Raw genomic sequence first — 23,887 nt, 5'->3', positions numbered from 1 at the left:
CTGCTAAAGTTTAAAATAATCAATATAATTCTGCAAATCCTTATCACCACGTCCAGAAAGACTAATCACAACAATATCATCTGGTCGAAACGTTTTATGCTTAAAAATAGCCAAAGCATGGCTGGTCTCTATGGCTGGTATGATACCTTCTAATTTTGTTAATTCTAATCCTGCTTCCATGGCTTCATCATCCGTGGCAGAATAAAACTCGCCGCGACCCGATTTGTATAGGTGCGAGTGTAAAGGGCCAACACCAGGATAATCTAATCCTGCGGAAATAGAATAGGGTTCGGTAATTTGACCATCATCAGTTTGCATTAATAGGGTTTTACAACCATGTATAATGCCTTCTTTACCTAATACTGACGTGGCTGCACTTTCACCAGAATGGATGCCCTTCCCCGCAGCCTCAACAGCAATAATACCAACATCTTCATCGTCTAAAAAATGATAATAAGTGCCAGCGGCATTACTGCCACCGCCAATACATGCGACCACATAATCAGGGTTTTCAGTGCCTTCTTTTTCTTTGAGTTGCCATTTTATTTCTTCTGAAATTATAGATTGAAACCGCGTTACCATATCTGGATAAGGATGTGGACCAATGGCAGAGCCAATAATATAATGAGTATTTACTGGATTGTTAATCCAATCCCTAATGGCTTCGTTGGTAGCATCTTTAAGCGTTCTACTACCAGACAATGCAGGTCTTACTTCTGCGCCTAGCATTTTCATACGTGCAACGTTTGGTGCCTGTCTTGCGATGTCAATTTCTCCCATGTAAACTATACATTCCATTCCCATTAGCGCACAAACCGTAGCAGTAGCTACTCCATGTTGTCCTGCTCCAGTTTCGGCAATGATTCGGGTTTTGCCTAAGCGTTTTGCCATAAGGATTTGCCCAACAGTGTTATTGACTTTGTGCGCACCTGTGTGATTGAGATCTTCACGTTTTAAATACACTTTGGTATTGTACTTTTCTGAAAGGCGCTTGGCAAAATAGAGTGGTGAAGGTCTGCCAACATAATCTTTAAGCAATTGATGAAACTCATGTTGAAACGAAGGTTCTTGCATTACTTTGAGATAGTTTTGACGCAACTCTTCTACATTGGGATAGAGCATTTCTGGTATAAAGGCACCACCAAATTCGCCGTAATATCCTTTATTGTTAATGTTGTAGCTCATATATAAATTTTTCTAATTCATTAATACTTTTTAGTCCAGGCTCAATTTCAAATTTGCTATTAACATCAATTGCATAGCAATATTTTGACGTTGGGTGTTTTATGAATTCCTTGATTTTTTGCAATTCTCCCAGCCCTATACCACCACTTAAGAAATAAGGTTTAGTTGAGGGATACTCTTTTAGTACATCCCAATTAAACGTGTATCCATTTCCACCAGGTAATCTCCCTTTGGTGTCAAAAAGGAAATAATCCACGTATTCTTCGTAAGGTTTAAGTTGACTGAAATCAAATTCGTCTTTGATGCTGAAGACTTTGATGATTTTTTTATCGATATAATCTTCAATTACGAATTTTCCTCCATGAGTTCCCCAATTTGCAGGTCTATTTTGTTCTTTTAAAATGTGATATTCAAATTTTAAGCTTGCACAATAATGTACGTCTTCTTTGCCATGAAGTTGAATCACATCAAGATCATATTTTTTAATTTTTTGTAGAATGATGTCAATTGCCTCATCAACAAAAACACCAACTTTTTTGATTGACTTTGGTAAATCTGGAATGATACCTTCAAAATGACGAGGTGATTTTTTGTAAAATATAAAGCCAAGATAGTCTGGTTGCAGTGTTGCAACTTCGGCTGTGTTATATTTTATTCCGCAGATTTTAAGTTTCATTGGTTTAGAGTATTAATGAATTCTGTTGCGCTAAGACCAGGATTATCAGTTTTCATAAAACTCTCGCCAATTAAAAAACCTTTATAGCCATAAGGTTGTAATTCCTTTATGGCTTCAATAGAACTGATACCACTTTCTGAAACTTTTACAAAATCATCAGGAATGTTATTACTCAATGCTTTTGAAGTTTCTAAACTCACTTCAAAAGTTTTTAAATTTCTGTTATTCACACCAAGCATATCAATAGTTGGCATGATGGATTTTTGAAGTTCTTCTAAATTATGTACTTCGAGTAAAACATCTAGCTTTAAGCTTTTTGCCAATTCTGAAAATTGTTTTATCTCTTCCTTGGTTAGGATTGCTGCAATCAATAAAATCACATCAGCTCCATAAGCTTTAGCCTCTACAATTTGATAAGTGTCTATGATAAATTCCTTTCGTAATAATGGCAAATTACAATTGGCCCTTGCTAATAATAAATCGTCTAAAGAACCACCAAAATATTTACCATCGGTAAGGACAGACATGCCACAAACACCAGCGTTTTCATAACCTTTAGCGACATCTTGCACATTCAAATTTTGGTTGATTGTAGATTTTGATGGTGAACGTCTCTTGTGCTCTGCAATGATACCAGAAGTACTATTTTTTAAATCTTCAGAAAGCGAAATAGTTGATCTTTCAAAAAGAACTGAAGTTTCCAATTGCTTGAACGGAATCAGACTCTTTCGAAGTGCAATCTCTTTACGTTTGTCAATGACTATTTTATCTAGGATGTTCATTTACTAAGTTCAATTAATTTTTCTAGACTAGACTTTGCAAGACCACTTTTTAAGGATTCTTCAGCCATTGCAATACCTTCTTTGTGCGAAATCTGTTTTACCGTTGCTATGGCCAATCCAGCGTTCGCACAGACGACATTATTTTGGGCTTTGCTTCCTTTTCCGTTAATAATCTTGGTGAAAATTTTAGCTGCTTCTTTCACAGAAGTTCCACCATAAATATCTGAGCTATCAATTTGATCCAATCCAATATCTTGGGCATCAAATAAGATTTCAGAGGTATTGGTTATAGTTTTGGTTTTTCCTGTCAACGATATTTCATCATATCCATCCAAAGCATGAACTATGGCATAGTTTTTATTGGTTTCCTGATATAAATAACCGTATAGCCGTAACAGTTCTAAGTTAAAAACACCAACCATCTGATTTTTTGGAAATGCTGGATTTACCATAGGGCCAAGCATATTGAAAAAGGTTTTTACACCTAGCTCCTTTCGTATTGGAGCTACATTTTTCATGGCAGGATGAAAAAGAGGTGCATGTAAAACACAAATACCAGCTTCATCCAAACTGCGTTTTAAGAAATCGATATCATTAGAAAATTTTATACCTAAGTATTCCATAACATTTGAAGAACCTGAGGCAGATGAGACACCATAATTACCATGCTTTGTTACATGTACACCAGCACCAGCAGTGATAAACGAGGATAGTGTAGATATGTTAAACGTATTTTTGCCATCACCTCCTGTGCCACATAAATCTATGGTATTGTATCCCTCTAAGTCAACAGGTATGCAAAGTTCTAATAAAGCATCCCTAAAACCACGAAGTTCTTCTGTGGTGATGCTTCGCATCATATAAACGGTTAAAAAGGAAGCAATCTGACTTTGATTATAAACACCATTTGAGATGTTAACCAAAACCCGCTTCGCTTCGTCCGCTGAAATACTTTCTTGGTTTATTAGTCTGTTTAAAATTTCTTTCATATTCGCTCGCCACAGCAGTGGAAATTATTTTAGTTATTTTTAGTTGGATGAAGGGCTAGCTATTTACCCAGTTTTCTAAAATCTTTTTTCCGTCCGGTGTTAACACAGATTCAGGATGATATTGTACACCTTTAACGTCGAAAACTTTATGTCTTAGGGACATGATTTGACCATTTGAGTCAAATGATGTGGCTTCTAAAACGTCAGGTAAATTAGTACTCACTACCCAAGAGTGGTATCTGCCAACTTCAAAAGTTTTATTGAGACCTTTGAATAAAGGGTCATCATCAACAGAAAGCGTTACATGTGTTGCAACACCATGATAAACGGTGTCTAGATTTTCTAATGTACCACCAAACACTTCACCTATAGCTTGTTGCCCTAAACAAACACCAAGTATACTTTTTGTTGGTGCGTACTTAGCAATAATCTCCTTTAAAAGTCCAGCTTCGTTTGGTATTCCAGGGCCTGGTGAGAGCACTATTTTATCAAAAGCCTCAACGTCATCAAGTGTTAATTTATCATTTCGTTTTACGGTAACTTCACAATTTAAGTCTTCTAAATAATGAACTAAATTGTAAGTAAAACTATCGTAATTGTCGATTACTAAAACCTTTTTCATAATATGCCTGCGAAAGCAGGTATCTTTTAATTTAACATTTATTATTTGCCTGTTCATTTTGTCTTGATACAAAACGAACCAAAAAATCACAATCAAAATTAGGAAATTGCTAAAGCACCATTCGCTTTCAGAATTCCGTGCCTGAAGCTACGCTTCGCATCTACATTCTTTCTCTCTTTATTTCTGAATTTTGATGATTCCGACTCTGTTGGGAATTGGGACTTTCATATTTGTTTTATTTGTTATTATTCGTTTTAATTTTTTTATCAATTGTCAATCGTCAATCACTAATCACTTCATATTTCTTTAGCAAGTTCAATGGCTTTTGTTAAAGCACCTAGCTTATTATAGACTTCTTGTAATTCATTTTCCGGATTGGATTTCGCAACTAATCCAGCGCCTGCTTGCCAGAATAGTTTGTGATTTTTACTCAAAAACGTTCTAATCATTATAGCATGATTAAAATTACCTTCAAAATCCATAAAACCTATGGCACCTCCATAATAACTTCTGTTGGTTTTTTCATATTTCTCTATAAGCTGCATGGCCATATGTTTTGGTGCACCACTTAAAGTTCCAGCGGGAAAGGTGTCTGCTACTATTTGCATCGTATCGGTACCTTTGTGTTTGGTTCCTGTCACCTTACTTACCAAATGAATGACGTGCGAAAAAAATTGTACCTCTCTGTAATTTTCTACCGTAACATTAGACCCATGTCTGCTGAGGTCATTTCTTGCTAAATCTACTAACATCACATGCTCACTATTTTCTTTGTCGTCATTAATCAGTTTTTCTGCTAATTCTGCATCCTTAAGATCATTGCCTGTGCGCTTAAATGTACCTGCGATGGGATGGATTTCGGCCTTACCTTCTTTAACGATGAGTTGCGCTTCTGGAGAACTTCCAAAGATTTTAAAGCTACCATAATCAAAATAGAATAGGTAAGGAGATGGATTAATACTTCGCAGCGCTCTATACACATTAAATTCGTCGCCACTAAATTCCTGTGAGAATTGTTTGGATAATACCAACTGAAACACGTCTCCTCTTGCGCAATGTTTTTTAGCAAGTTCTACATGCTTTTTGTATTCATCATCGGTGAGGTTAGATTGAATATCACCTTTTTCATTAAAGGTGTAAGATGCATATTGCCTTGTTTGTATGATTTGATGTAGCTCATCAATGTTGTTATCCGTATCAAAGCAATGCGCAAAAATGTAAGCTTCATTTTTAAAATGGTTAATGGCAATGATGTTTTGATATACCGCATAATAAATGTCTGGTATATCAATAGCGTTTTCCTTTTTAGAAATCTCAATGTCCTCAAAGTATTTTACGGCATCGTAAGCGGTATAACCAAAGATCCCATTATTGATAAATTTGAATTCTTCATTAGCGTCTACTTTAAAACGTTGGGTGAATTTGTGAATTTCATCTACGACACTTACGTTTTCAGTAAAATTATTCTTAGAGCTTCCATCTGGATAGGTCTGGGAAATTATACCGTTATTAACCTTTATGGATGCAATAGGATTACAACAGATATACGAAAAACTGTTGTCGTTGGTATGATAATCACTACTTTCTAATAGAATACTATTAGGGAATTTATCTCTTATCTTTAGATAAATACTCACAGGAGTAATCGTATCTGCTAGTATTTTTTTGTAGTGTGTATATAAGCTGAATGTTTTCATGTATACGTTAAAATTAAAAAAGGCTTGTCGTGAATGACAAGCCTTTTTTTATAATATAACATACAAGGTTTCTTTCACGAACATGAGTTTGCAAAATTCCACCACCAAGTATGATTTGTTATTGTTTTCATTTGTGAGTCAAATATAAAAATGAAAATTTTTATTTCAAACTATATCACAAAAAAAAGATTCTTACCTAGAGTTAGACCTCAATGACAAGAATCTTTAGTATAACGTTTGTTATTAATTCTTAGGGAATTAAAATTTTAATTCTACATTAATATCAAATTCGTCATAGATCGCTTTATCTTTTAAAGTTTCTAATAACGAAGGTGATTTATATGTGATTTTGTGCTTCGTTCTGTCTATTTTTAAATTAGCAGTAGCAGAATTTTCAGTAACTGTCATTGGAAACGAAATGGCTTCTGTAATTCCTTTGATTGTAATGTCTCCTTTTACTGTATACTTTCCATTTTTACCACTCACCGAAGTGATTGTTAAGCTTGCTATTGGGTATTCTTCTACACCAAAGAAATCGTCAGATTTTAAATGACCGTCTAACTTCGCTTTATAATCACCAGATAAATCTGTTGTATTAATGGAAGTCATATCGATAGTAAATGAACCCCCTTCTAATGCATCTCCATTAAAAGTAAGAGAACCTTCTTTTAGTTTAATAGTACCTTCGTGCTCACCACCAACTTTGTAACCTTTCCAAGTTACTTTACTTGATGACACATCTACTTTTTTGTCTTTTAATACTGTAAATGACATAAAGGATAATGCTAAGATAAATAGCATAGCGAATTGTGAATTTCTGTTTTTCATTTTAATAGTTTGTTTTGATTTTTAAAAATTTATGAATAATTGTTGTTCTGATTTACGAACTTTTTTATGGTGCTGGGTGGCGTCTTCATCGGATCTGTAACCTAGGGTAACCACGACTGCCGCATTTAGATTTTTAGAATTGAGATCTAAAATTTTATTGTATTCTTCATTTTGAAAACCTTCCATAGGGCAGGCATCTATTCGCAATTGAGCAGCTGCAGATAATAAATTACCCACTACAATATAAGCTTGTTTTGCTGTCCATACAGCCTTCTGTTCTTGACTAAATTGACCAATTGTAGATTTTACTGTATTTGCATAATCTGACACATCTTCTTTTTTAAGATTTCTAATCGCTATGACATTCTCAAAATAATTATCGACCAACTCCTCACCAAAGTCTGTCATGTTAGCGATTACAATCATATGAGAGGCGTCTTCAATTTGTGGTTGATTCCAAGACGCCGCACGCAGTTTTTTACGTGTGTCTTTATCTACAATATTTAATATTTTATAGGGCTGTAGACCATATGAAGATGCAGTCAGTTGCATCGCTTTTTTTAGTGTTTCAAAATCTTCCTCAGAAATTACTTTAGAATTATCAAATTTTTTTGTGGCGTAGCGCCATTTAAGATCATCAACAACAGTCATGTCTAAATGTTTTTTATTTGTTAGTACTTCAATTGTATATACAATAATTATTATAAAATTTTTTAACCTCTTAATTTGGTTAACAACACATTTAAGGTTTCTAGTTCTTCATTACTTAAATTATTAGTTAACTCGTTTTCCTTTTCTTGAATGATTGGATCAAGAATATCAAGTAATTTTAAGCCTTCTTTAGTAATATAGATGTCCACTTTTCTTCGATTATTTTCACAAATAAAGCGTTCTACCAAACTTTTAAGAATGAGTTTATCGACTAGGCGAGTGGTATTACTCATTTTACTAATCATTCTATCTTGAATATCCTTTAAGTTCGAGGGTTCGCCATTCTTTCCTCGTAAAATCCGTAAAACATTGAATTGTTCAATGGAAATGTCATAAGGCTTTAATATAGATAAGATACTGTCTTTAAAGGTATTACTTGTAAAAGAAACATTCAATACGGTCTTCTTCGCCAAAGGCAAGCTTGATTTGGTTTTTAGAATCTCAGTTATATCTTTCATATACAACAATTGTATATACAAATGTATAACAAATTTTTCATGACGCAATTAATTTTTTGTTAATTATTAAATTGTGTCTATTTCTATTAATAAATTTATGTCATGAAGCGGATACTAGTTTTATTTCTATTGGTGATTTGTTCTTGTATGGATAACACTGAAAAAAACAATGAAGTCAGTGCGCCTGAGGCAACGCTTAGTGTTGTAGAAAAGGCACATGATGTTTCGGATTTTGATTTAAGGATATATGACTATGATGGATTAGAACCTCTGATCAATCGACAAGATGAAAAAATACACGTGGTTAACTTTTGGGCAACTTGGTGTGCTCCCTGTGTTAAGGAATTACCATACTTTGAAGCGATCAATCAAGAGTACAAGGAAAATAATGTCGAGGTGCTCTTAGTGAGTTTAGATTTCCCAAAAAATTATGAGACCAAGTTAATACCATTTATAAAAAAGCGGGAATTACAATCGGAAGTCGTAGCTTTTGATGACGTAGACCAAAATAGATGGATAACTGCAATAAACAAAGACTGGTCAGGTGCAATACCAGCTACAATAATTTACAATAAGGATAAACGTCAATTTTATGAACGTTCATTTACCAAAGAAGAGTTAGAAACAGAGTTAAAACAATTTTTAAATTAATATGCATATGAATACTTTAAAATTATTCGCAGTAATGGTGTTAACAGCAACATTATCTGTCTTTACATCAGCAACTGATGAAGGTGGTTATAAAATTGGGGATATTGCTACTGATTTTAGTCTAGAAAATATTGACGGTAGAATGGTGTCATTATCGGATTACAAAGATGCCAAAGGTTTTATTGTTGTTTTTACTTGTAATACTTGTCCATATGCTGTAGCTTATGAAGATAGAGTAGAAGCACTAAATAAAAAATATGCTGATAAAGGTTACCCTGTAATTGCAATTATGCCTAATAACACAGACGTTAAACCAGGAGATAGCATGGAGGAAATGAAAGCTAGAGCCAAAGCTAAGGGATTTACATTTCCATATTTAATGGATGAGGGTCAAAAAATATATCCGCAGTATGGTGCCACAAAAACACCTCATGTATATCTTTTGGAAAAAACAAAAAAAGGAAATATTGTTAAGTATATAGGTGCTATAGATGATAATTATAAAGATGCAAGTGCAGTTAAAACAAAATATGTGGAAAATGCAGTAGATGCTTTATTAAAAGGAAAAGAAATAGAAGTAAAAGAGACGCGTGCCATTGGCTGTACCATAAAAGTTTAACTGTTATAAAGTGTTTTAGGAAAAAAAATGTTAAAATTAAATCCGAAGTTGTAACACTTCGGATTTTTTTACGTCTATATCCTAAGGAAATGTTAATTTTGTTTAAGAATTTATTTGGAAAACGTGGATTTATCTCAAAAAGATTGGACAGAAAAGTTAAGCAAGGACAACAATTCTGTTATTTTAGATGTTAGAACTCAAGAAGAAGTTGATGAAGGCATTATCCCAAATGCTGTACATATAGATATTTATAGAGGACAAGGTTTTATCTATGAGATTGATCAATTAGATAAAACCAAGAATTATTATGTGTATTGTAAATCTGGTGGTAGAAGTGCCCAGGCATGCGCCATAATGAATCAGTTGGGTTTTGAAAATGCCTACAATTTAGTTGGTGGCATTAGTCAGTGGCAAGGCAAAGTAACCTTTAAAGAATAAAATTAATCTAAAAACGCTGTTTACTTATGGAGCGAATATTCATAATTAGTTGCTTATTAATAGCTATTAGTTTAGGTACAAGTTGTATAGATAGTAAAATAGAGAATGCTGAGGTAAAACTTGTAACTGCAGAAGAGATGCAATCTATTCTTGAGTTAGAAGATGCCCAAGTTGTTGATGTACGTACAAAAAAAGAGTATGATGAAGGACATATTGAGAATTCTCAGAATATAGATTATAACTCTCCAACTTTTGATGAGGATATTGAGAAACTTGATAAAACAAAACCTGTGATCCTATACTGTAAAGGTGGAACAAGAAGCGCCAAATGTGCTGGCAAGCTCAAAGATGCAGGTTTTGAGAAAGTTTATGATTTAGATGGAGGACTCTCTAAATGGAAACATACTAATAAGCTAAAACTAGAAGTAAAATCTTAAATATAAACCGAACAATTGTTCGGTTTTTTTATTCTAATTATTTTACTCAAGCTTAATTCATAAGGTTTTTATAAATTAGACAATTCTAAAGAAATAATAAAATCGCATAGCTTACATTTGCGTATTAATGCCATATTTATGACAGCAAGAAAAGTCTTTCTATTTAGCCTACTATCCTTATTTTTTTCGTTCAATATATTTTCTCAGGAACTTGAGCCTGTTAAGTGGGACTATGAAGTTGAAAAAATTTCAGACACAGAATTCAACCTAATTTTTAAAGCTAATATTGATGAAGGTTGGTATATGTATTCTCAAGAAGAAACGGATGGACCTCTTCCTACTTATTTTGAATATAAAAATCAAGAAGCAAACTACAAGCTAATTGATGAAACAAAAGAACCAAATGTTAAGCCCAAGTATGATAAGATTTTTGAATTAGATGTCAAAAAATTTGATAAACAAGCACAATTTAGTCAACGCATATCTATAATAAATCCCAATTTTAATGTTATTGAAGTAGAAGTTGTCTATCAAGCATGTGATGACGCCAAGTGTATTATGCAAGATAAAACGTTTAGCATGTCATTGGATGGTAGCATAGTTGAAGCCAAAGAAATAATAATTGATGAAAGTAGCAAACAGCTATCAGAAGAATTAAATCTTAATATAACTGGTTGGGATAAATACGAATCACAAGATGTTGAAGGCAAAAGCTATTTTACAATATTCTTACTTGGTTTTTTAGGCGGGCTTATAGCGCTGCTTACCCCTTGCGTCTTTCCAATGATTCCGTTAACTGTATCGTTTTTTACCAAGAGTTCTAAAGATTCTAAAAAAGGGTTATTCAACTCAATACTTTATGGGGTTTTCATTTTTTTAATTTACGTGTTACTGAGTGTTCCGTTCCATATCATGGATTCTCTAGATTCAGGTATCTTAAATACAATATCAACCAACGTTACATTAAACATTATTTTCTTTGTGATTTTTGTGGTCTTTTCTTTTTCATTCTTTGGTTATTTTGAATTGACATTACCTCAATCCTGGAGTGCAGCAATGGATAATAGAGCAAATAAAATAGGAGGTTTTGTTGGTATCTTTTTTATGGCTTTAACGTTAGCGATAGTGTCTTTTTCTTGTACAGGACCAATCTTAGGAGGTTTGTTAGGTAGCACTATGGCATCAGATGCAAGTGCTATGCAACTTAGTATGGGTATGGGAGGTTTTGGCTTTGCTTTAGCACTTCCATTTACATTATTTGCTATGTTTCCAAAGTGGTTAAATTCTTTACCAAAGTCTGGAGGTTGGCTTAATACGGTAAAAGTAGTTTTAGGGTTTTTGGAATTAGCTTTAGCATTAAAATTTTTATCTAATGCCGATTTAGTTGAACATTGGGGAATTTTAAAGCGCGAAGTTTTTATCGGGATTTGGATAATTATAGGAATAGGACTGGTATTATACCTTTTTGGAAAAATTAAGTTTCCACATGATGGCCCTCTGCAAAAGCTAGGTAAAGGAAGAATCACAACTGCAATTTTGGTAATAGCTTTCGTCATCTATTTAATACCAGGGTTAACTAACACCAAATGGGCTAATTTGAAATTATTGAGTGGTTTTCCTCCTCCATTAACATACAGTATTTATGATAAACCAGAAGAATTTACGATAACAAAATCTTTAGAAGAAGGTATTTCTTTAGCTAAAAGTTTAAATAAACCGATTATGCTAGATTTTACGGGTTGGGCTTGTGTAAACTGTAGAAAAATGGAAGAACAAGTTTGGACAGAAGATAATGTAAATGAAATTTTGGTTAATGATTATGTCATTGTATCACTGTATGTTGATGATAGAAAAGAATTGCCAAAAGAAGAACAATTTCAATATTTAAGAACCAATGGAACCGTAAAGGATATTGAAACTATTGGAGATAAATGGGGAACCTTGCAAACCATTAATTTTAGAAATAATTCTCAACCTTATTATGTTTTACTAGATCACAATATGGGCTTGTTAAATCATCCAAGAGGCAATACACCAGATGAAGATGTGTATTACAATTGGCTTAAAACTGGTTTAGAGAATTTTAAGAAGTAGTTATACTTCAAAATAAACATTTTCAAAAGGAACTCTAAAGCGTGGTCCGTAGATGCCTTTTTCATCTCTAATACCACAACCAATAATCATATTAATTTCAGAACCTCTAGGTAAATTTAAGATGCGTTTAACCCTCAGTGTATCACTGCCTTCCATAGGGCAGGTATCATAGCCAATAGCAGCCATACTGGTCATAAAATTTTGGGCAGCCAATCCTGCACTTTTATGGGCTACTATTCGCATATCGCTCAACCTAACTTGTCTGTAAATAGGTTTAAAAAGACCAACAATCTGAAAAGTTATGTATTTTAGAATTCCCAAAATTCCAAGGAAGTCAGCATAAACCGTTGGGATTAATTTTTTATAGTAGTTAGTTGCCATTTTTTTCCGTTTCAATTCACGTTCAGTCAAATTTTCCTTGTTGTAAACCTTATTTAGAAATGCAATATTGGCATTAGCGCGTTGTTTCCAAAGATCTTTTCTGGTTACTACAACCACTAATTGTTGAGCGGTCTTTGCAGCACTTTGATTAAAACACGCATTTGCTATTTTTGTTAAAATATTTTTATTTGTTATATGGTAAAATTCCCAAAGTTGAAGATTGCTACTTGTGGGTGCTAAGGATGCATTTACCAGGCACTGTTTTACTTTTTCTTTATCGATAGGTATGTCTTTATAAACTCTTGTTGAGCGTCTGTAAGCAATTGCTTCTGAAACTGTTTTTTCCATGAATACTTAAAATAATAGTTTGTAAAGTTTGTCACCAAGCCAATATCCAAAGCCCAAAATCATTGGATAACCTAAGAATAGCCATAGCAAATCTATCATGGTTAAGGCTTTAAAAGCAGAAAATCCATTTTTAGAAATCAGTTCGATAAAATCGTACCAAGATTTTAGATTTAACTTTATAATAATTCCATTAGCTAAAATAGCAATTACTAGTATGGCTATTCCTATAATATATAGTCTAAGCATCTTTTAATTTATCTGAATGTAATTGACGTAATTTAGATAATTTAGGGTCTATTACAAAAGTGCAGTAACCATAATCAGGATTGTTTTTATAAAAATCTTGATGTTCGTTTTCTCCATCATAAAAGGTTTGAGCCTCACTAAGCTCTGTTACAATAGGATTTTCATAATATGATGATAACTCACTTAAAATTAATTCTGCTATCTGCTTTTGTTGTTCATTATGATAAAAAATCACAGAGCGATATTGCGTACCTCTATCTGCACCTTGTCTATTGAGCGTTGTGGGGTCATGAGTTGTCATAAATATTAACAGTATATCCTGAAATGAAATTACATTAGCATCGAAAGTAATTTGTACTACTTCAGCATGACCTGTTAAACCAGAACAAACTTCTCTATAGGTAGGTCTACCAGGAACATTGCCACCCATATAGCCAGAAACTACGTTTTCTACACCTTTTACTTGTTCAAATACAGCTTCGGTACACCAAAAGCACCCACCACCAACTGTAGCAATCTCAATATTCTTATTCATTTACATTTTCTTTTTCTAAAACCATTGACTCAGAGTTAATGCAATAGCGTAAACCACTCGGCTCAGGACCATCAGGAAAAACATGACCCAAATGTGCATTGCAAGTGTTGCACATTACTTCCACGCGTACCATGCCGTAAGAAGTGTCTTTTTCATATTTAATTGCATTTTCTTTAATGGGTTGGGTAAAACTTGGCCAGCCAGTCCCAGAACTAAACTTTATTGTAGAATCAAATAATGGTGTGTTACAGCAAACACAATTATATTTACCAGCATCATAGGTAGTACAAAGTGCACCACTGTGAGGTCGTTCTGTACCTTTTTGTCTTGTAATTCTGAATTGTTCTGGTGTTAATTGGGCCTTCCATTCAGTATCTGATTTTTCAACACGTTGATCTGGTGTTGGGTTACCGTTAACCGCAAAATTTATAATGTCTTTCCAGGTGAGCATTTTTTATATATTTTTTAGTTTGATTATTTCAACTTTTAGTAAAGATAGTCGATGGAAAATTTAATTAATTACTAATGAAGTTTTAAATCGAATAATTAAAAAGCTCGCCGTCGCATTTTAACAAGTTAAAATAATGCTAAGGCGAGCGAAGGTGGAGTCGGAGACTATCGAAATATTAATATTTTAATATTATTAATTATAACTTATTTTCTTGTATATGCTTCAAATATAGTGTTTTTATTTATATTATTATAATTTAGTCTTATATTTGATTATAGTATAATTATCAACTTTATTATCAACTAAACTATCAACTGTTATATGAAGCATACATTCTTTTTAAAGAATCCAAAAAGTGAAAACAAGACGTTGATTATGTTTTCGGCATATTTTAGTTCTGAGAGAAAGCAGTTTAAGTATTCGACAGGTGAAAAGATTAAGCCTGAATACTGGAATTTTGATAATTATAGACCAAAGCTAAAGGGAACAAAAAAAAGTAATAACGCAAGTGAAATAAATCTTCAATTAAACCGATATTCTGAATCATTTGAAAATGTTTTGGGGATTCACCAAAGAATAAAAGAAGAATTAACCTCCAATGCTTTAAAGTTAGAGTTTGATAAGACTTTCAAAAAAAGCTCTCAGGGTAAAAACTTGTTTTTTGACACCTATGATATTTTTACAAAGGAAAAGATAAAGAGGAGAGAGTGGAAGCCATCTACTATAAAGCGTTATCAAAATATAAAAAATCATTTGTTGAATTTTGAAAATCAAGTAGCTTACAAACTTACATTCGCTAACATAAATGACAGATTTTATACTGATTTTACAGATTATTGCTACGGCACTCTAGACCATGGTACAAATACTTTTGCAAGAAATGTTGGTCTTTTCAAAACCTTTATGTTGTGGGCATTAAAAAATAAACATACTTATAACGATGCTTTTAAAGAGTTTAAGAAACCTGAAAGAGTCATTACTCATGAAGTAGCTTTAACTCTAGAACAAATCCAAGAAATATTTGAATTTGAAACTAAATCAATATCCTTGGAAAGGGTTAGAGATATCTTTGTTTTTCAATGCCTTACTGGTTTACGATATGGTGAATTAAAATTGATAAACAAACGTACCGTAAGAGGTGGTGTTTTGTTACTTAAAGAGGACAAAGATATAACTAAAGAGCTAAGAGAAATCCCCTTAATAGATATTGCAAAGTATATTCTAAAAAAGTACGATTATAAACTACCCATAATTTCTAATCAAAAACAAAATGATTTAATTAAAACCGTGTTTAAGGATGCTGAATTTGATTTTGATGTAGAATACACAAGAACAAAGAACAACCAAAAGGAAACTGTAATACAGCCATTTTATGATAGAATATCTACGCATACGGCTCGTCGTACATTTATAACTATAATGAAGAAGAAAGGGATAGCTGATAAAACAATTATGAAAATGACAGGGCACAGAGATTTGAAAACCTTTAATAGTTATTATAAAGTTGATACAGAAGCGAAGGAAGATGCTGTTAAACTTGCTTTCGGTAGTATGAAATTACCAAAATTGAAAAAGGCTTAGTATATGAACAAAAGAAGATTTTTAGGTATACTTCGCGGTGAGAAAATAAATTCTAGCTTAATAGATGCTGCCAATAAGAAAGTTTTGCTTAACAAAGAGATTGTTTTAAAGAACCCTAAAAATAATCCAGATGATTTGGTGTCGTGGATTTTAGCATTTGATGATGATGAGTATAATAGAGAACATAATCTTTATACTTTAAACATAGATTTTCTAAATGAAATATATAATGCTATTTCAGATTATTCAGAAAGAGATTATCATGTATCATATGATTTGGATGATGTAGAAGTTGATTGGGTGGATGTTCAGCAAAAAATAGATCTTGCAATCGAGGAAGGAAAGAAAAAAGAAATCGCTCTAGAAGTCTATAAATTAATTAACGAAGTAAGTTTAGAGAAAAAAGTAGAATCGTTAAAAATTAAAGATGATGTTAGTGAAAACAGCTTTTTTGTTAAATGGTCTGAGATTATTTCAATTTTTCGTAAATCAGAATTTGATGTAGATTACTATACTTTATATAGTAAAAAGCCATTAAGAAGATTATATGTTGATTTTTTAAATAGAGAAGTAGATAACAATTGGAAAAATTGGGTTTTCTATGGTATTTTGAATGAAAAGATTTTGGGGGATTACCTGTCGTACGATTTAGGCAAATTTAAAGATGATGTATTTTCGGATGATTATTGGAATTCATTTGTTACTTCTTTAAAGTTTGAAGAATATAATGTGGTAGATATATGGTCTAATTTCTATAGTTTAAGTATAATTAATGAACGATTATCTAAAATTATTAATCAACATAATTCTACTACAAATAATAGTCCAAAGCATTCTCCTCCAAAAAATATAACACTAAAAAGTTTATTCATTAATGATGGGGAAAAGTATGATGAAACTATTGATTTACTAATTAAAAACAATATTATCAAAAAGACAGATAATGGTCTTAGGGTTATAGTTCCTGAAGAATTTAAGAAGGATAGCAAAACTTTTATTTGTTCTATAGGCCACACTTTATACTTTAATAAATATCTTAAAAAAGAATGTAGTGGGGCTAAAATTAGTGAAGCTCTAAATAATACGTTTGGAACAGATACGAGTAGACAAAATTACTCTCAAACTATTAATAATGAGTACCTTGATAGATACACGAAATATCTAAACTTCTTATAATTTAAACTTTACAACTTTACAGTAAAGTGTTTGTAAAATAGGATTTTCATATTTATTATCGTTAAATGTGAAATTGCAGCATTGTTAATTAAAACTTTGCTGTATGACACAGATAACACAAATTCAAAAGCTAACACAAATTCAAGATGTTTCTAAAAAGGAACTCTTTGAGCATTTAGAAAAAATCATTGACAAAAAGCTAGAGCCATTCACAGCTTTAAATAAAAATGAAAAACTCTCTATCCAAGAAGTTGCAGAAGAGTTAGGTGTAACAGAATTAACCGTACATAATTATATAAAAAAGGGATACATATCTGCTTTTAAAATTGGCAGAAGAGTATTTATAAATAGAGTAGACTTAGACGAAGCTCTAAAGGAAGTAAAATCATTAAAATATAGAAGATAAATAAACCCTATGGTAGAGGAAATACCATAGGGTTTTTATGTTTTTGATAAAAAATAACAACAATTAAGAATAGTTATTCTCGAATGGAAGATAATCAAAAAATATCACTAGATAAAATAAAAAGTGATATAGATATAGAAGATATATTTAGAAATGGGTATTTAGACCCAGCAGAGGACCTCGTCGAACTTGAACCGGTAATAGTCCAGAGAAATAACGGATATGAGAGTATTTTATCTACTCTTGGAAATTTTTCATTAGTAATTGGAAAGGCTAAAAGTAGGAAATCATTTTTAATGGCCATTCTAATTGCTGTTTGTGGATTAGAAGATAGTCTTTTTAATCTTCATAGTAGACTTCAAAAAGATAAACAGAACTTACTATATTTTGACACGGAGCAAGGTAAAAGACATGTTCAACTAGCCTTTAGAAGAATGTGTACACTTGTAGGTTTTGAATCCCCTGACTTCATAAAGGTTTATCCACTCAGAAAGTATTCCACTAAAGAACGACTAGAAATTATTGAATATTCAATTTATAATACCCCTCTTTTAGGTGTTGTTGTTATAGATGGGATTAGGGATCTAATAACTTCTATAAATGACGAGGAACAAGCCACGATGATAGCCAATAAGCTCATGAAGTGGTCAGAGGATCTAAATATTCATATTTACGTTGTGCTCCACCAAAATAAAAGTGATAACAATGCCAGGGGACATGCAGGAACTGAATTGATGAATAAGGCAGAAACCGTAATAAGTGTAACAAAGTCAGAGGGCGACAATAAAATATCGATAGTTGACACCATAATGTCAAGAAATAAGGAGCCCGAACCATTCGCCTTTGAAATAATTGATGATTTACCCTCCTTGGTAGAAGATTTCGAAGTAAGAAGTACCGTGAAACCTTCAAGTATAGATTTCTCCAAAATAGAAAACCATAAATATTTTTCAATGCTCAATGCAATTTTCTCAAGAGAGGAAGAGCTTCGCTACGGAAAATTAGTATTAGAAATCAAGTATGAGTTTGAAGAGACCTTTGATAAATCCATAGGGGATAATAGCGCAAAAAAATTATTAACTCGCTTTAAGAATAAGGGGTGGATATTACAAAGAAAAGGTAAAGGGGGTGTTTACACCCTTGGAAATTACACAGAAGAGTAATCGGTTTAGTTTAGGGCATTATATATGCCCTTAAACTACTAAACCTCAGAATTTACGGTTTAATTAAACTGGTTTAAACTAGTTAAACTTTTAAAATTAATATATGAAAAGGAATGCTTTGAATAGAATAAAATGGAGAATAGAATCTGGTTATTGGAAGGCAGATAAGAATGATATTGAAGCCTTTAATTCTCTGGTTGATCTCGTAAACATTAAAAATAACGCATCAATAGAAAAAAACAAAACCGCATATAGCATTTATGCCAGCTGTTTTTTGTTTCGTCTAAACGGGTTTGGTTTAACTTTTTTAAACGAATTATCCCAGAAGGAATTTCATAAGTCATTAGATAGGCCAATAGATCTGATAATAAATGAAATAACAAGTGAATTAAATTTCATGGCACAATTAAAGTTCTTCAGAGATCTTAAAATAGAATTATTATACCCAGATTGTAGAAATCCAATGGAAAAAGAGGATGAATTATCTAAAATAAAGTCCTTACTAAAAGACCCAAATAAATTTGACCAATTCTTCGGTAACACATGGTCCTATAATGAAGTTGAGAGTAATATTAGAAACAATTTTTTGTCATTCTTGGATGTGTGCAATAAATGATGAATTGATGATTAAAAATATGATTGTAGATAAAATGAAAAAAATAAGAGCACCTTAATAACATAACCACTAATTGTACACCTTAAAATTTGATCAAATATTTTATTGGGCAGAGAGATGTTGCATTATTAACAGCAATTAATAATACCACACATTAATAATTAATAACACCACACATAAAGGTAATTAATACCACTATCAATAGAGTATTTATAATGTGTTACAAGTAGTTGCATTATTAATAACAATTAATAATACCACACAATGAATGAATGTTTTTGCAAGGGCAAAAAAAAAGTTTAATTAAAATTTAAAAGAAATGAAATACAATAATTTGCCACCAGTGGCATTAGCTGGCTTTTTTAGTTGGTTAAAAAGAACCGTAAATAATGTACTAAATGCAATATCCGAAGTTTCACACAACCCTTTTTTCGTTTTAACAATGATCGAAGATGCTTTTGATGGGGATGGAGCATTTAATTTGGGTAACAGTAATCCTGGTGAATACCTTTTTAGAGGGGGTAGCGCTCAGGAGGAGATAAATTTGACCATACAAGAGCAAGCTGCTTTAGACCAATGGGTTGAAACACGCTTCAAGCCAATATTTCTAACTTATTTCTCTGAGCTAAAAGTGTTCAGCAGTACTACAATTCGATTAAGTGAGTTTAGAGATTATTATAATGATGCGCATGAGTTTATTGCTTATTTGAAATGGTACATTACAAGAGATGTTTCATCTACTTATGATCCTGCACTTTCAATAAATGCTAGATTGGCCAGAAACCAATTCTTAGAAATACAACTTGAGATTTTGAAAACAGATATAATGAGCTTTGTTGATTCGACAAGACTTTCTTTTACAACTGAAATAATAGAAAGTGCTATTATTACAAATAAGTATAGTGCTTTAGGTTTTAGTAATGTTCCTCAATCAATAAATACCCAGGTAAGAAAGATAAAGGACAACTCATTTGTAGATAGCTCGACAAATACAAATCTCGAAGAGGACACTGAAGTTGTTTACACACCCATTGAAACCGTAAAAAAGAAATCTTCTCTGGGTACAATATTGGTTTTAGGATTGATAGGCGCAGCTGTGTTATACTCTTTTAACAATACTTCAGAAAACGAGTTAGCTGAGAAATAATGATTATTAACAATAAGTAATAACACCACACATACATTAATGTGTGGTGTTATTTTTTGTTATTATGCGGTATTATTATTCTTGAAAGAATCTGTGTCAAAGGTATTTTTGCACCCTTGTTCGTCCTGTGAGTTGGTTATCCAACAAGGCCTAACCTACCAATATAAAAGTTCGTATCGCGCTTATTAATGCCTTCTATCGATTCCAAGACGGCCGTTATAACTATACACCCAGAACTGAAGTACTATTTATAGGGCTTGTCAAAATGATCAATCGCTCTTGCAATCAGAACGAATCCTATTATCCAAATTACAACAGATAAGACTGTATCCATTTAATAAAGTTACAACAAATTTAACATATAATTTGAAACAAAGTATAACCGCTAGTCGTATATATAGTAGAGTACAATATTTAGTGAGTAATAAGATAATTGTTATAGTTATAAATTATATTAATAATCAAACTATTGAAATTAACAATAGTAGAGTATTTAATTATAAATATATAGTATTAACAATCTTATTAACAATGGCATACATATTGTACTTTTGTTGTTGTTGTATAAAACAACTAGGAATAAATACTTTAAAAAATGATACGTTCAACTACTATTAAAGCAAATGATAGAACTCTAAGGATAATAGAGAGCATTCGTGCTATGAAAGATGAGCATAGAAAAAGTATTATTGAAAAAATAAAACAAACAAAGAAAAAATAATTTTTCTTGATGTATAATTACGAAAAAGAAGAGAGTGCTAATGGCACTCTTTTTACTTTTGATACAGTTCATGGATATACATTCTATGTTTCCTTTAAAAGTATGAGCATAGAAACACATCCTTTAAGTAATTTATACTCTTTGGATTTTGGTGAAATAAATAATCATAAAAGTCCAAATGATAGCTGTATATCTACAACCATATTGAATATCATTATAGAATATACAACTGAAAATGTGGATAATGTTATACATTACGTTTGTGATAGCGTGGACAATAGACACCTTTGTAGAGAAAAGCTATTTTCAAAATGGTTTGAGTTGTATAGTTATGATAATTGGGTAAGGTATGATATAAATTATGAAATACCTGATTCAGATGATTGCAAGCTATATTTCCTTTACAACTCCGACAGGTACGCACCAGAATTTTTGGAATCAGAAATACTATTAACTCTAGATTCGCTAGACAGAGAAAAGGGATTGTGATTTTTTCTTGTTATTTCGTATGTCGTCCCTAAAAAAAATGGGCTATGAGAAAAGTGGTTTAATTTTTTATGTTGTCTTGTTCGGGATTGGGAATTCTTAAAGAATCAAGATTTTTTTGGTTTAAAATTTCAATATACACTCCCTCTATTGCTTTTGTATTTTCTTGTGTATCTATGTTTATTTGGTTTAGTTTTTTTTCGGTGTCTTGGGATTTTATAAATATGTCATAAATACTGTATAAACCACCAAAAAGACCCAATAGAAATACAATCCAAAATGTCTTGTATCTATATTTTGATAAGAGAAAATCGTAATACTCTTTTCGGGTGTTTCTATTTTCTTTTAACTCCTCGTATTTTAAATATTGATTCCAACTACCTAACCTGAGTACTTTTTTGCCTTTTGAGGTTATTGTAAATTCATAATTTCCTATATGTTCAATTAATCCTCTTTTAACCAAAAGATTCCAACCTATTCTATCATTTTCTTTAGGATTTTTAAAGAGTATTACATTGTCACTGTTCTTAAACCTTTGTAAAAATTCATTGGCATGCGTTTCATTAAAACCTATTTCCATAATATAATTTTTAGTAACTAAATTTAATAAATATCAGGGTGCTATATATCACTTTATACTAGAGTGAACTGAAAAACTACCAAAAGAGGAAAAAATGTTAGTCTTGATTTTATTATCAATTTTTACTGCTATTGTTCTTTTTAATATCATCGTTTTTATCCACCAAAAGCATTAACAACAAAAAAAAGTGAGGAATAAAAGATATTATAATAAAGTAATATAAATAAGTGTATAATCCCCATAAAAAACCGAATGAGTATACAACAAAAATAAGAGCTGCTTGGAATGTCATTATTATGACTGTGGATATAATAATTGAATTTAAATAATGGTCTTTTTCATTTATGGTTTCTTTATCAGAAAAGTTTATCGATGATAACATTGAAAACGATTGTATTGAAATAAAACTTAGACTACAAGACAACACAATAAGTATTGAAGTGTCTGTATTGTTAAAAAATTTTGAATTGAATAGAAAAATTGATAAATACCATAATGGCGACGCTAAAAAAGAAAGTGCTAACCCTTTAAAAAATTGATTTGAATCGTGTAAATCTTTTATATAAGACATAAGTGATTGGTTTTGTCTAATTTACAAAATAACATATATTTTTACATATTATAATTTAAATATGACACTCTACGACTTCAATAAACTAGATTTAAACGAACGTATGGAGGCCGTTAACCAATTAGGTACGTTTTAGATAACTATATTACAAAGGACGTTAGGATTAACTGCTATGCAATAGATAAATTCTTTGTCGAAGTACATTATCACTCAGTTCATAACACAATAACCGATGTTGCATCCTTTAAATACGGTCACAACTTGAATAAATACTCTAAAATATAAGCGAAAAGCGAAACAGCAAACAAAAAAATATTAACACTAAATATTTTATTTTAATACTTCTTCAAAAACATTTCAACTTTGAAAGAGTCTATTTATATTTTCGCTAAAGAGTTCTTTTTCAAGCATTAGAAAGGCGAGCTTATTAAGTCTATATAAATTTCTAACTCTTTTAAATTTAGATATATTTTTCTCTCCCTCAAGTAAATCGAAAATTTGGTTTTCTAAACCTTCAATATCCATTTCGTAAGCTGTGTTGATTAACAGTTCAGAATATTGAACAAGTCCTTTTTGTTTGTTAATAAATTGTATAAAGTCTTGATCCTTAAAATTAAACGCCTCTAAAATTTCTTCAGCTTCTTTAAGCTCAATTTTAGCCATCAGTAGTTCAATCCTGGATTTATTCCTTTGTGATATAACTTTTTCTAATTCTCTTTTTAGCGCCTCTAAACTTTTCATTTTAACTTACTTTTAATTTATCTGTTTTGTAACCAATAAATAAGATAAAAAATCAACTAGACTATCAACTAAAAAACAAAACCCTTGTATTTACGATATATACAAGGGTTTTTGGTGGAGTCGGAGAGAATCGAACTCTCGTCCAAACAAGTAACCAAAGGGCTTTCTACACGCTTAGTCTTTTATTGTTTTTTCGATGCAAAGCTGGCTAAAGACAGCCTACTTTACACTTAGCTTTTTAATCTCAAAAGGGCATCAAAGCACTACCCAATCTTGGTCAATTTTTACGATGCCTCTAAAAAGAACGCCACTAACCAAGGCTTTCTGGAGACATTTAGCCTTCCTACCTTGTAGGAATGAAGCTTGAAATCTTACTATAATTCAGATTAAGCAGCTAAAGCGTAGTTATTCTCGCCGTTTAAAATTTGGTCTAGCCTTTTACGTGTTTCAATACCATTACACGACGTGCTTACCATTTAATTAATCTCGCTGTCAAAACCAGTCGACCCCAAAATTTTAAAGGTAAAGGAGCGCGAAGTTACAAAAAAAGT

28 protein-coding genes and 1 other RNA gene are annotated in these 23,887 nt (G+C 31.9%); 13 read left to right on the top strand and 16 right to left on the bottom strand.

What is annotated here, in order from left to right; translation table 11 throughout:
- Nucleotides 1–3 precede the first annotated feature (3 nt).
- The 9 genes from trpB to ACPX19_RS01470 all read right to left on the bottom strand — a co-directional run bounded on the left by trpB (nt 4) and on the right by ACPX19_RS01470 (nt 7,948).
- Complete coding sequence (gene trpB / locus ACPX19_RS01510; protein ID WP_426431047.1) at nt 4–1,185, bottom strand: tryptophan synthase subunit beta; 1,182 nt, start codon at nt 1,183–1,185, stop codon at nt 4–6.
- On the bottom strand, nt 1,169–1,861 hold the full coding sequence (locus ACPX19_RS01505; RefSeq protein WP_426431046.1) for a phosphoribosylanthranilate isomerase: 693 nt from the start codon (nt 1,859–1,861) through the stop codon (nt 1,169–1,171). Before ACPX19_RS01505 ends, trpB begins: the two co-directional genes overlap by 17 nt.
- On the bottom strand, nt 1,858–2,643 hold the full coding sequence (gene trpC / locus ACPX19_RS01500; RefSeq protein ID WP_426431045.1) for an indole-3-glycerol phosphate synthase TrpC: 786 nt from the start codon (nt 2,641–2,643) through the stop codon (nt 1,858–1,860). Before trpC ends, ACPX19_RS01505 begins: the two co-directional genes overlap by 4 nt.
- Complete coding sequence (trpD, locus tag ACPX19_RS01495) at nt 2,640–3,632, bottom strand: anthranilate phosphoribosyltransferase (RefSeq protein ID WP_426431044.1); 993 nt, start codon at nt 3,630–3,632, stop codon at nt 2,640–2,642. Before trpD ends, trpC begins: the two co-directional genes overlap by 4 nt.
- A 55-nt stretch (nt 3,633–3,687) precedes the next feature.
- Entirely contained in the window at nt 3,688–4,254 is a 567-nt protein-coding gene (locus tag ACPX19_RS01490; RefSeq protein ID WP_426431043.1) for an anthranilate synthase component II, read from the bottom strand.
- A 296-nt stretch (nt 4,255–4,550) separates the two neighbouring features.
- Nucleotides 4,551–5,951 (bottom strand): anthranilate synthase component I family protein, encoded by a 1,401-nt coding sequence (locus ACPX19_RS01485; protein ID WP_426431042.1) that lies wholly within the window; start codon nt 5,949–5,951, stop codon nt 4,551–4,553.
- Nucleotides 5,952–6,209: 258 nt separating this feature from the next.
- The gene (locus tag ACPX19_RS01480) at nt 6,210–6,779 is read right to left on the bottom strand and encodes a YceI family protein (protein ID WP_426431041.1); all 570 of its coding nucleotides are present in this window, start codon (nt 6,777–6,779) and stop codon (nt 6,210–6,212) included.
- Between the two features lie 21 nt (nt 6,780–6,800).
- Nucleotides 6,801–7,430 carry an NAD(P)H-dependent oxidoreductase gene (locus ACPX19_RS01475; protein ID WP_426431040.1) on the bottom strand — a complete coding sequence of 210 codons (630 nt, stop codon included), beginning with the start codon at nt 7,428–7,430 and terminating at the stop codon, nt 6,801–6,803.
- A 62-nt stretch (nt 7,431–7,492) separates the two neighbouring features.
- Complete coding sequence (locus tag ACPX19_RS01470) at nt 7,493–7,948, bottom strand: MarR family winged helix-turn-helix transcriptional regulator (protein WP_426431039.1); 456 nt, start codon at nt 7,946–7,948, stop codon at nt 7,493–7,495.
- A 102-nt stretch (nt 7,949–8,050) separates the two neighbouring features.
- Here ACPX19_RS01470 and ACPX19_RS01465 point away from each other — a divergent pair, with 102 nt between their 5' ends.
- The 5 genes from ACPX19_RS01465 to ACPX19_RS01445 all read left to right on the top strand — a co-directional run bounded on the left by ACPX19_RS01465 (nt 8,051) and on the right by ACPX19_RS01445 (nt 12,187).
- The gene (locus ACPX19_RS01465) at nt 8,051–8,599 is read left to right on the top strand and encodes a TlpA family protein disulfide reductase (protein WP_426431038.1); all 549 of its coding nucleotides are present in this window, start codon (nt 8,051–8,053) and stop codon (nt 8,597–8,599) included.
- Between the two features lie 7 nt (nt 8,600–8,606).
- Nucleotides 8,607–9,218 carry a thioredoxin family protein gene (locus tag ACPX19_RS01460; RefSeq protein ID WP_426431037.1) on the top strand — a complete coding sequence of 204 codons (612 nt, stop codon included), beginning with the start codon at nt 8,607–8,609 and terminating at the stop codon, nt 9,216–9,218.
- 123 nt (nt 9,219–9,341) lie between these two features.
- A complete protein-coding gene (locus ACPX19_RS01455; protein WP_426432410.1) occupies nt 9,342–9,656 on the top strand; it encodes a rhodanese-like domain-containing protein in 315 nt (104 codons plus the stop codon).
- 26 nt (nt 9,657–9,682) lie between these two features.
- Nucleotides 9,683–10,093 carry a rhodanese-like domain-containing protein gene (locus tag ACPX19_RS01450; protein WP_426431036.1) on the top strand — a complete coding sequence of 137 codons (411 nt, stop codon included), beginning with the start codon at nt 9,683–9,685 and terminating at the stop codon, nt 10,091–10,093.
- Nucleotides 10,094–10,231: 138 nt separating this feature from the next.
- Nucleotides 10,232–12,187, top strand: coding sequence for a cytochrome c biogenesis protein CcdA (locus tag ACPX19_RS01445; RefSeq protein ID WP_426431035.1), 1,956 nt, complete (start codon nt 10,232–10,234; stop codon nt 12,185–12,187).
- Here the strand turns inward: ACPX19_RS01445 and ACPX19_RS01440 are convergent, their stop codons facing one another.
- Genes ACPX19_RS01440 through msrB form a run of 4 tightly spaced genes read right to left on the bottom strand, consistent with a single transcriptional unit; the run spans nt 12,188 to nt 14,148 of the window.
- Complete coding sequence (locus ACPX19_RS01440; RefSeq protein ID WP_426431034.1) at nt 12,188–12,916, bottom strand: nitroreductase family protein; 729 nt, start codon at nt 12,914–12,916, stop codon at nt 12,188–12,190.
- A 6-nt stretch (nt 12,917–12,922) separates the two neighbouring features.
- Nucleotides 12,923–13,162, bottom strand: coding sequence for a DUF7672 family protein (locus ACPX19_RS01435; protein ID WP_426431033.1), 240 nt, complete (start codon nt 13,160–13,162; stop codon nt 12,923–12,925).
- Complete coding sequence (gene msrA, locus ACPX19_RS01430) at nt 13,155–13,697, bottom strand: peptide-methionine (S)-S-oxide reductase MsrA (RefSeq protein WP_426431032.1); 543 nt, start codon at nt 13,695–13,697, stop codon at nt 13,155–13,157. Before msrA ends, ACPX19_RS01435 begins: the two co-directional genes overlap by 8 nt.
- A complete protein-coding gene (gene msrB / locus ACPX19_RS01425) occupies nt 13,690–14,148 on the bottom strand; it encodes a peptide-methionine (R)-S-oxide reductase MsrB (RefSeq protein WP_426431031.1) in 459 nt (152 codons plus the stop codon). Before msrB ends, msrA begins: the two co-directional genes overlap by 8 nt.
- Before the next feature lie 321 nt (nt 14,149–14,469).
- Between msrB and ACPX19_RS01420 the strand changes: the two genes are divergently transcribed.
- The 7 genes from ACPX19_RS01420 to ACPX19_RS01390 all read left to right on the top strand — a co-directional run bounded on the left by ACPX19_RS01420 (nt 14,470) and on the right by ACPX19_RS01390 (nt 21,447).
- Entirely contained in the window at nt 14,470–15,729 is a 1,260-nt protein-coding gene (locus ACPX19_RS01420; protein WP_426431030.1) for a tyrosine-type recombinase/integrase, read from the top strand.
- Between the two features lie 3 nt (nt 15,730–15,732).
- Nucleotides 15,733–16,905, top strand: a complete 1,173-nt coding sequence (locus ACPX19_RS01415; protein ID WP_426431029.1) for a hypothetical protein — start codon at nt 15,733–15,735, stop codon at nt 16,903–16,905.
- A gap of 103 nt (nt 16,906–17,008) precedes the next feature.
- Nucleotides 17,009–17,311 carry a helix-turn-helix domain-containing protein gene (locus ACPX19_RS01410; protein ID WP_426431028.1) on the top strand — a complete coding sequence of 101 codons (303 nt, stop codon included), beginning with the start codon at nt 17,009–17,011 and terminating at the stop codon, nt 17,309–17,311.
- An 83-nt stretch (nt 17,312–17,394) separates the two neighbouring features.
- A complete protein-coding gene (locus ACPX19_RS01405) occupies nt 17,395–18,474 on the top strand; it encodes an AAA family ATPase (RefSeq protein ID WP_426431027.1) in 1,080 nt (359 codons plus the stop codon).
- A 103-nt stretch (nt 18,475–18,577) separates the two neighbouring features.
- Nucleotides 18,578–19,090: a hypothetical protein gene (locus ACPX19_RS01400; protein ID WP_426431026.1), complete on the top strand. Its 513-nt coding sequence runs from the start codon at nt 18,578–18,580 to the stop codon at nt 19,088–19,090.
- A gap of 319 nt (nt 19,091–19,409) precedes the next feature.
- Nucleotides 19,410–20,237, top strand: coding sequence for a hypothetical protein (locus ACPX19_RS01395; protein ID WP_426431025.1), 828 nt, complete (start codon nt 19,410–19,412; stop codon nt 20,235–20,237).
- Between the two features lie 730 nt (nt 20,238–20,967).
- On the top strand, nt 20,968–21,447 hold the full coding sequence (locus ACPX19_RS01390) for a DUF6169 family protein (RefSeq protein WP_426431024.1): 480 nt from the start codon (nt 20,968–20,970) through the stop codon (nt 21,445–21,447).
- Nucleotides 21,448–21,505: 58 nt separating this feature from the next.
- Here ACPX19_RS01390 and ACPX19_RS01385 read toward each other — a convergent pair whose 3' ends face one another.
- Nucleotides 21,506–22,024: a hypothetical protein gene (locus tag ACPX19_RS01385; protein ID WP_426431023.1), complete on the bottom strand. Its 519-nt coding sequence runs from the start codon at nt 22,022–22,024 to the stop codon at nt 21,506–21,508.
- A gap of 344 nt (nt 22,025–22,368) precedes the next feature.
- Here ACPX19_RS01385 and ACPX19_RS01380 point away from each other — a divergent pair, with 344 nt between their 5' ends.
- Nucleotides 22,369–22,563: a hypothetical protein gene (locus ACPX19_RS01380; RefSeq protein ID WP_426431022.1), complete on the top strand. Its 195-nt coding sequence runs from the start codon at nt 22,369–22,371 to the stop codon at nt 22,561–22,563.
- 389 nt (nt 22,564–22,952) lie between these two features.
- Here ACPX19_RS01380 and ACPX19_RS01375 read toward each other — a convergent pair whose 3' ends face one another.
- Both ACPX19_RS01375 and ssrA read right to left on the bottom strand, forming a co-directional pair.
- The gene (locus ACPX19_RS01375) at nt 22,953–23,336 is read right to left on the bottom strand and encodes a hypothetical protein (RefSeq protein WP_426431021.1); all 384 of its coding nucleotides are present in this window, start codon (nt 23,334–23,336) and stop codon (nt 22,953–22,955) included.
- A gap of 112 nt (nt 23,337–23,448) precedes the next feature.
- Nucleotides 23,449–23,846: a transfer-messenger RNA gene (ssrA, locus tag ACPX19_RS01370) on the bottom strand.
- Nucleotides 23,847–23,887: the final 41 nt, after the last annotated feature.

The organism is Winogradskyella sp. HB-48 (genome assembly GCF_049942685.1).
GTDB lineage: Bacteria > Bacteroidota > Bacteroidia > Flavobacteriales > Flavobacteriaceae > Winogradskyella.
The sequence above is the reverse complement of the archived record's forward strand: the minus strand, read 5'-3'. Positions and strand labels throughout refer to the sequence as shown.

Coding starts and splice junctions, on each gene's coding strand:
- trpB (WP_426431047.1), bottom strand. CDS start 1,185: ATGAGCTACAACATTAACAATAAAGGATATTACGGCGAATTTGGTGGT.
- ACPX19_RS01505 (WP_426431046.1), bottom strand. CDS start 1,861: ATGAAACTTAAAATCTGCGGAATAAAATATAACACAGCCGAAGTTGCA.
- trpC (WP_426431045.1), bottom strand. CDS start 2,643: ATGAACATCCTAGATAAAATAGTCATTGACAAACGTAAAGAGATTGCA.
- trpD (WP_426431044.1), bottom strand. CDS start 3,632: ATGAAAGAAATTTTAAACAGACTAATAAACCAAGAAAGTATTTCAGCG.
- ACPX19_RS01490 (WP_426431043.1), bottom strand. CDS start 4,254: ATGAAAAAGGTTTTAGTAATCGACAATTACGATAGTTTTACTTACAAT.
- ACPX19_RS01485 (WP_426431042.1), bottom strand. CDS start 5,951: ATGAAAACATTCAGCTTATATACACACTACAAAAAAATACTAGCAGAT.
- ACPX19_RS01480 (WP_426431041.1), bottom strand. CDS start 6,779: ATGAAAAACAGAAATTCACAATTCGCTATGCTATTTATCTTAGCATTA.
- ACPX19_RS01475 (WP_426431040.1), bottom strand. CDS start 7,430: ATGACTGTTGTTGATGATCTTAAATGGCGCTACGCCACAAAAAAATTT.
- ACPX19_RS01470 (WP_426431039.1), bottom strand. CDS start 7,948: ATGAAAGATATAACTGAGATTCTAAAAACCAAATCAAGCTTGCCTTTG.
- ACPX19_RS01465 (WP_426431038.1), top strand. CDS start 8,051: ATGAAGCGGATACTAGTTTTATTTCTATTGGTGATTTGTTCTTGTATG.
- ACPX19_RS01460 (WP_426431037.1), top strand. CDS start 8,607: ATGAATACTTTAAAATTATTCGCAGTAATGGTGTTAACAGCAACATTA.
- ACPX19_RS01450 (WP_426431036.1), top strand. CDS start 9,683: ATGGAGCGAATATTCATAATTAGTTGCTTATTAATAGCTATTAGTTTA.
- ACPX19_RS01445 (WP_426431035.1), top strand. CDS start 10,232: ATGACAGCAAGAAAAGTCTTTCTATTTAGCCTACTATCCTTATTTTTT.
- ACPX19_RS01440 (WP_426431034.1), bottom strand. CDS start 12,916: ATGGAAAAAACAGTTTCAGAAGCAATTGCTTACAGACGCTCAACAAGA.
- ACPX19_RS01435 (WP_426431033.1), bottom strand. CDS start 13,162: ATGCTTAGACTATATATTATAGGAATAGCCATACTAGTAATTGCTATT.
- msrA (WP_426431032.1), bottom strand. CDS start 13,697: ATGAATAAGAATATTGAGATTGCTACAGTTGGTGGTGGGTGCTTTTGG.
- msrB (WP_426431031.1), bottom strand. CDS start 14,148: ATGCTCACCTGGAAAGACATTATAAATTTTGCGGTTAACGGTAACCCA.
- ACPX19_RS01420 (WP_426431030.1), top strand. CDS start 14,470: ATGAAGCATACATTCTTTTTAAAGAATCCAAAAAGTGAAAACAAGACG.
- ACPX19_RS01415 (WP_426431029.1), top strand. CDS start 15,733: ATGAACAAAAGAAGATTTTTAGGTATACTTCGCGGTGAGAAAATAAAT.
- ACPX19_RS01410 (WP_426431028.1), top strand. CDS start 17,009: ATGACACAGATAACACAAATTCAAAAGCTAACACAAATTCAAGATGTT.
- ACPX19_RS01405 (WP_426431027.1), top strand. CDS start 17,395: ATGGAAGATAATCAAAAAATATCACTAGATAAAATAAAAAGTGATATA.
- ACPX19_RS01400 (WP_426431026.1), top strand. CDS start 18,578: ATGAAAAGGAATGCTTTGAATAGAATAAAATGGAGAATAGAATCTGGT.
- ACPX19_RS01395 (WP_426431025.1), top strand. CDS start 19,410: ATGAAATACAATAATTTGCCACCAGTGGCATTAGCTGGCTTTTTTAGT.
- ACPX19_RS01390 (WP_426431024.1), top strand. CDS start 20,968: ATGTATAATTACGAAAAAGAAGAGAGTGCTAATGGCACTCTTTTTACT.
- ACPX19_RS01385 (WP_426431023.1), bottom strand. CDS start 22,024: ATGGAAATAGGTTTTAATGAAACGCATGCCAATGAATTTTTACAAAGG.
- ACPX19_RS01380 (WP_426431022.1), top strand. CDS start 22,369: ATGGTTTCTTTATCAGAAAAGTTTATCGATGATAACATTGAAAACGAT.
- ACPX19_RS01375 (WP_426431021.1), bottom strand. CDS start 23,336: ATGAAAAGTTTAGAGGCGCTAAAAAGAGAATTAGAAAAAGTTATATCA.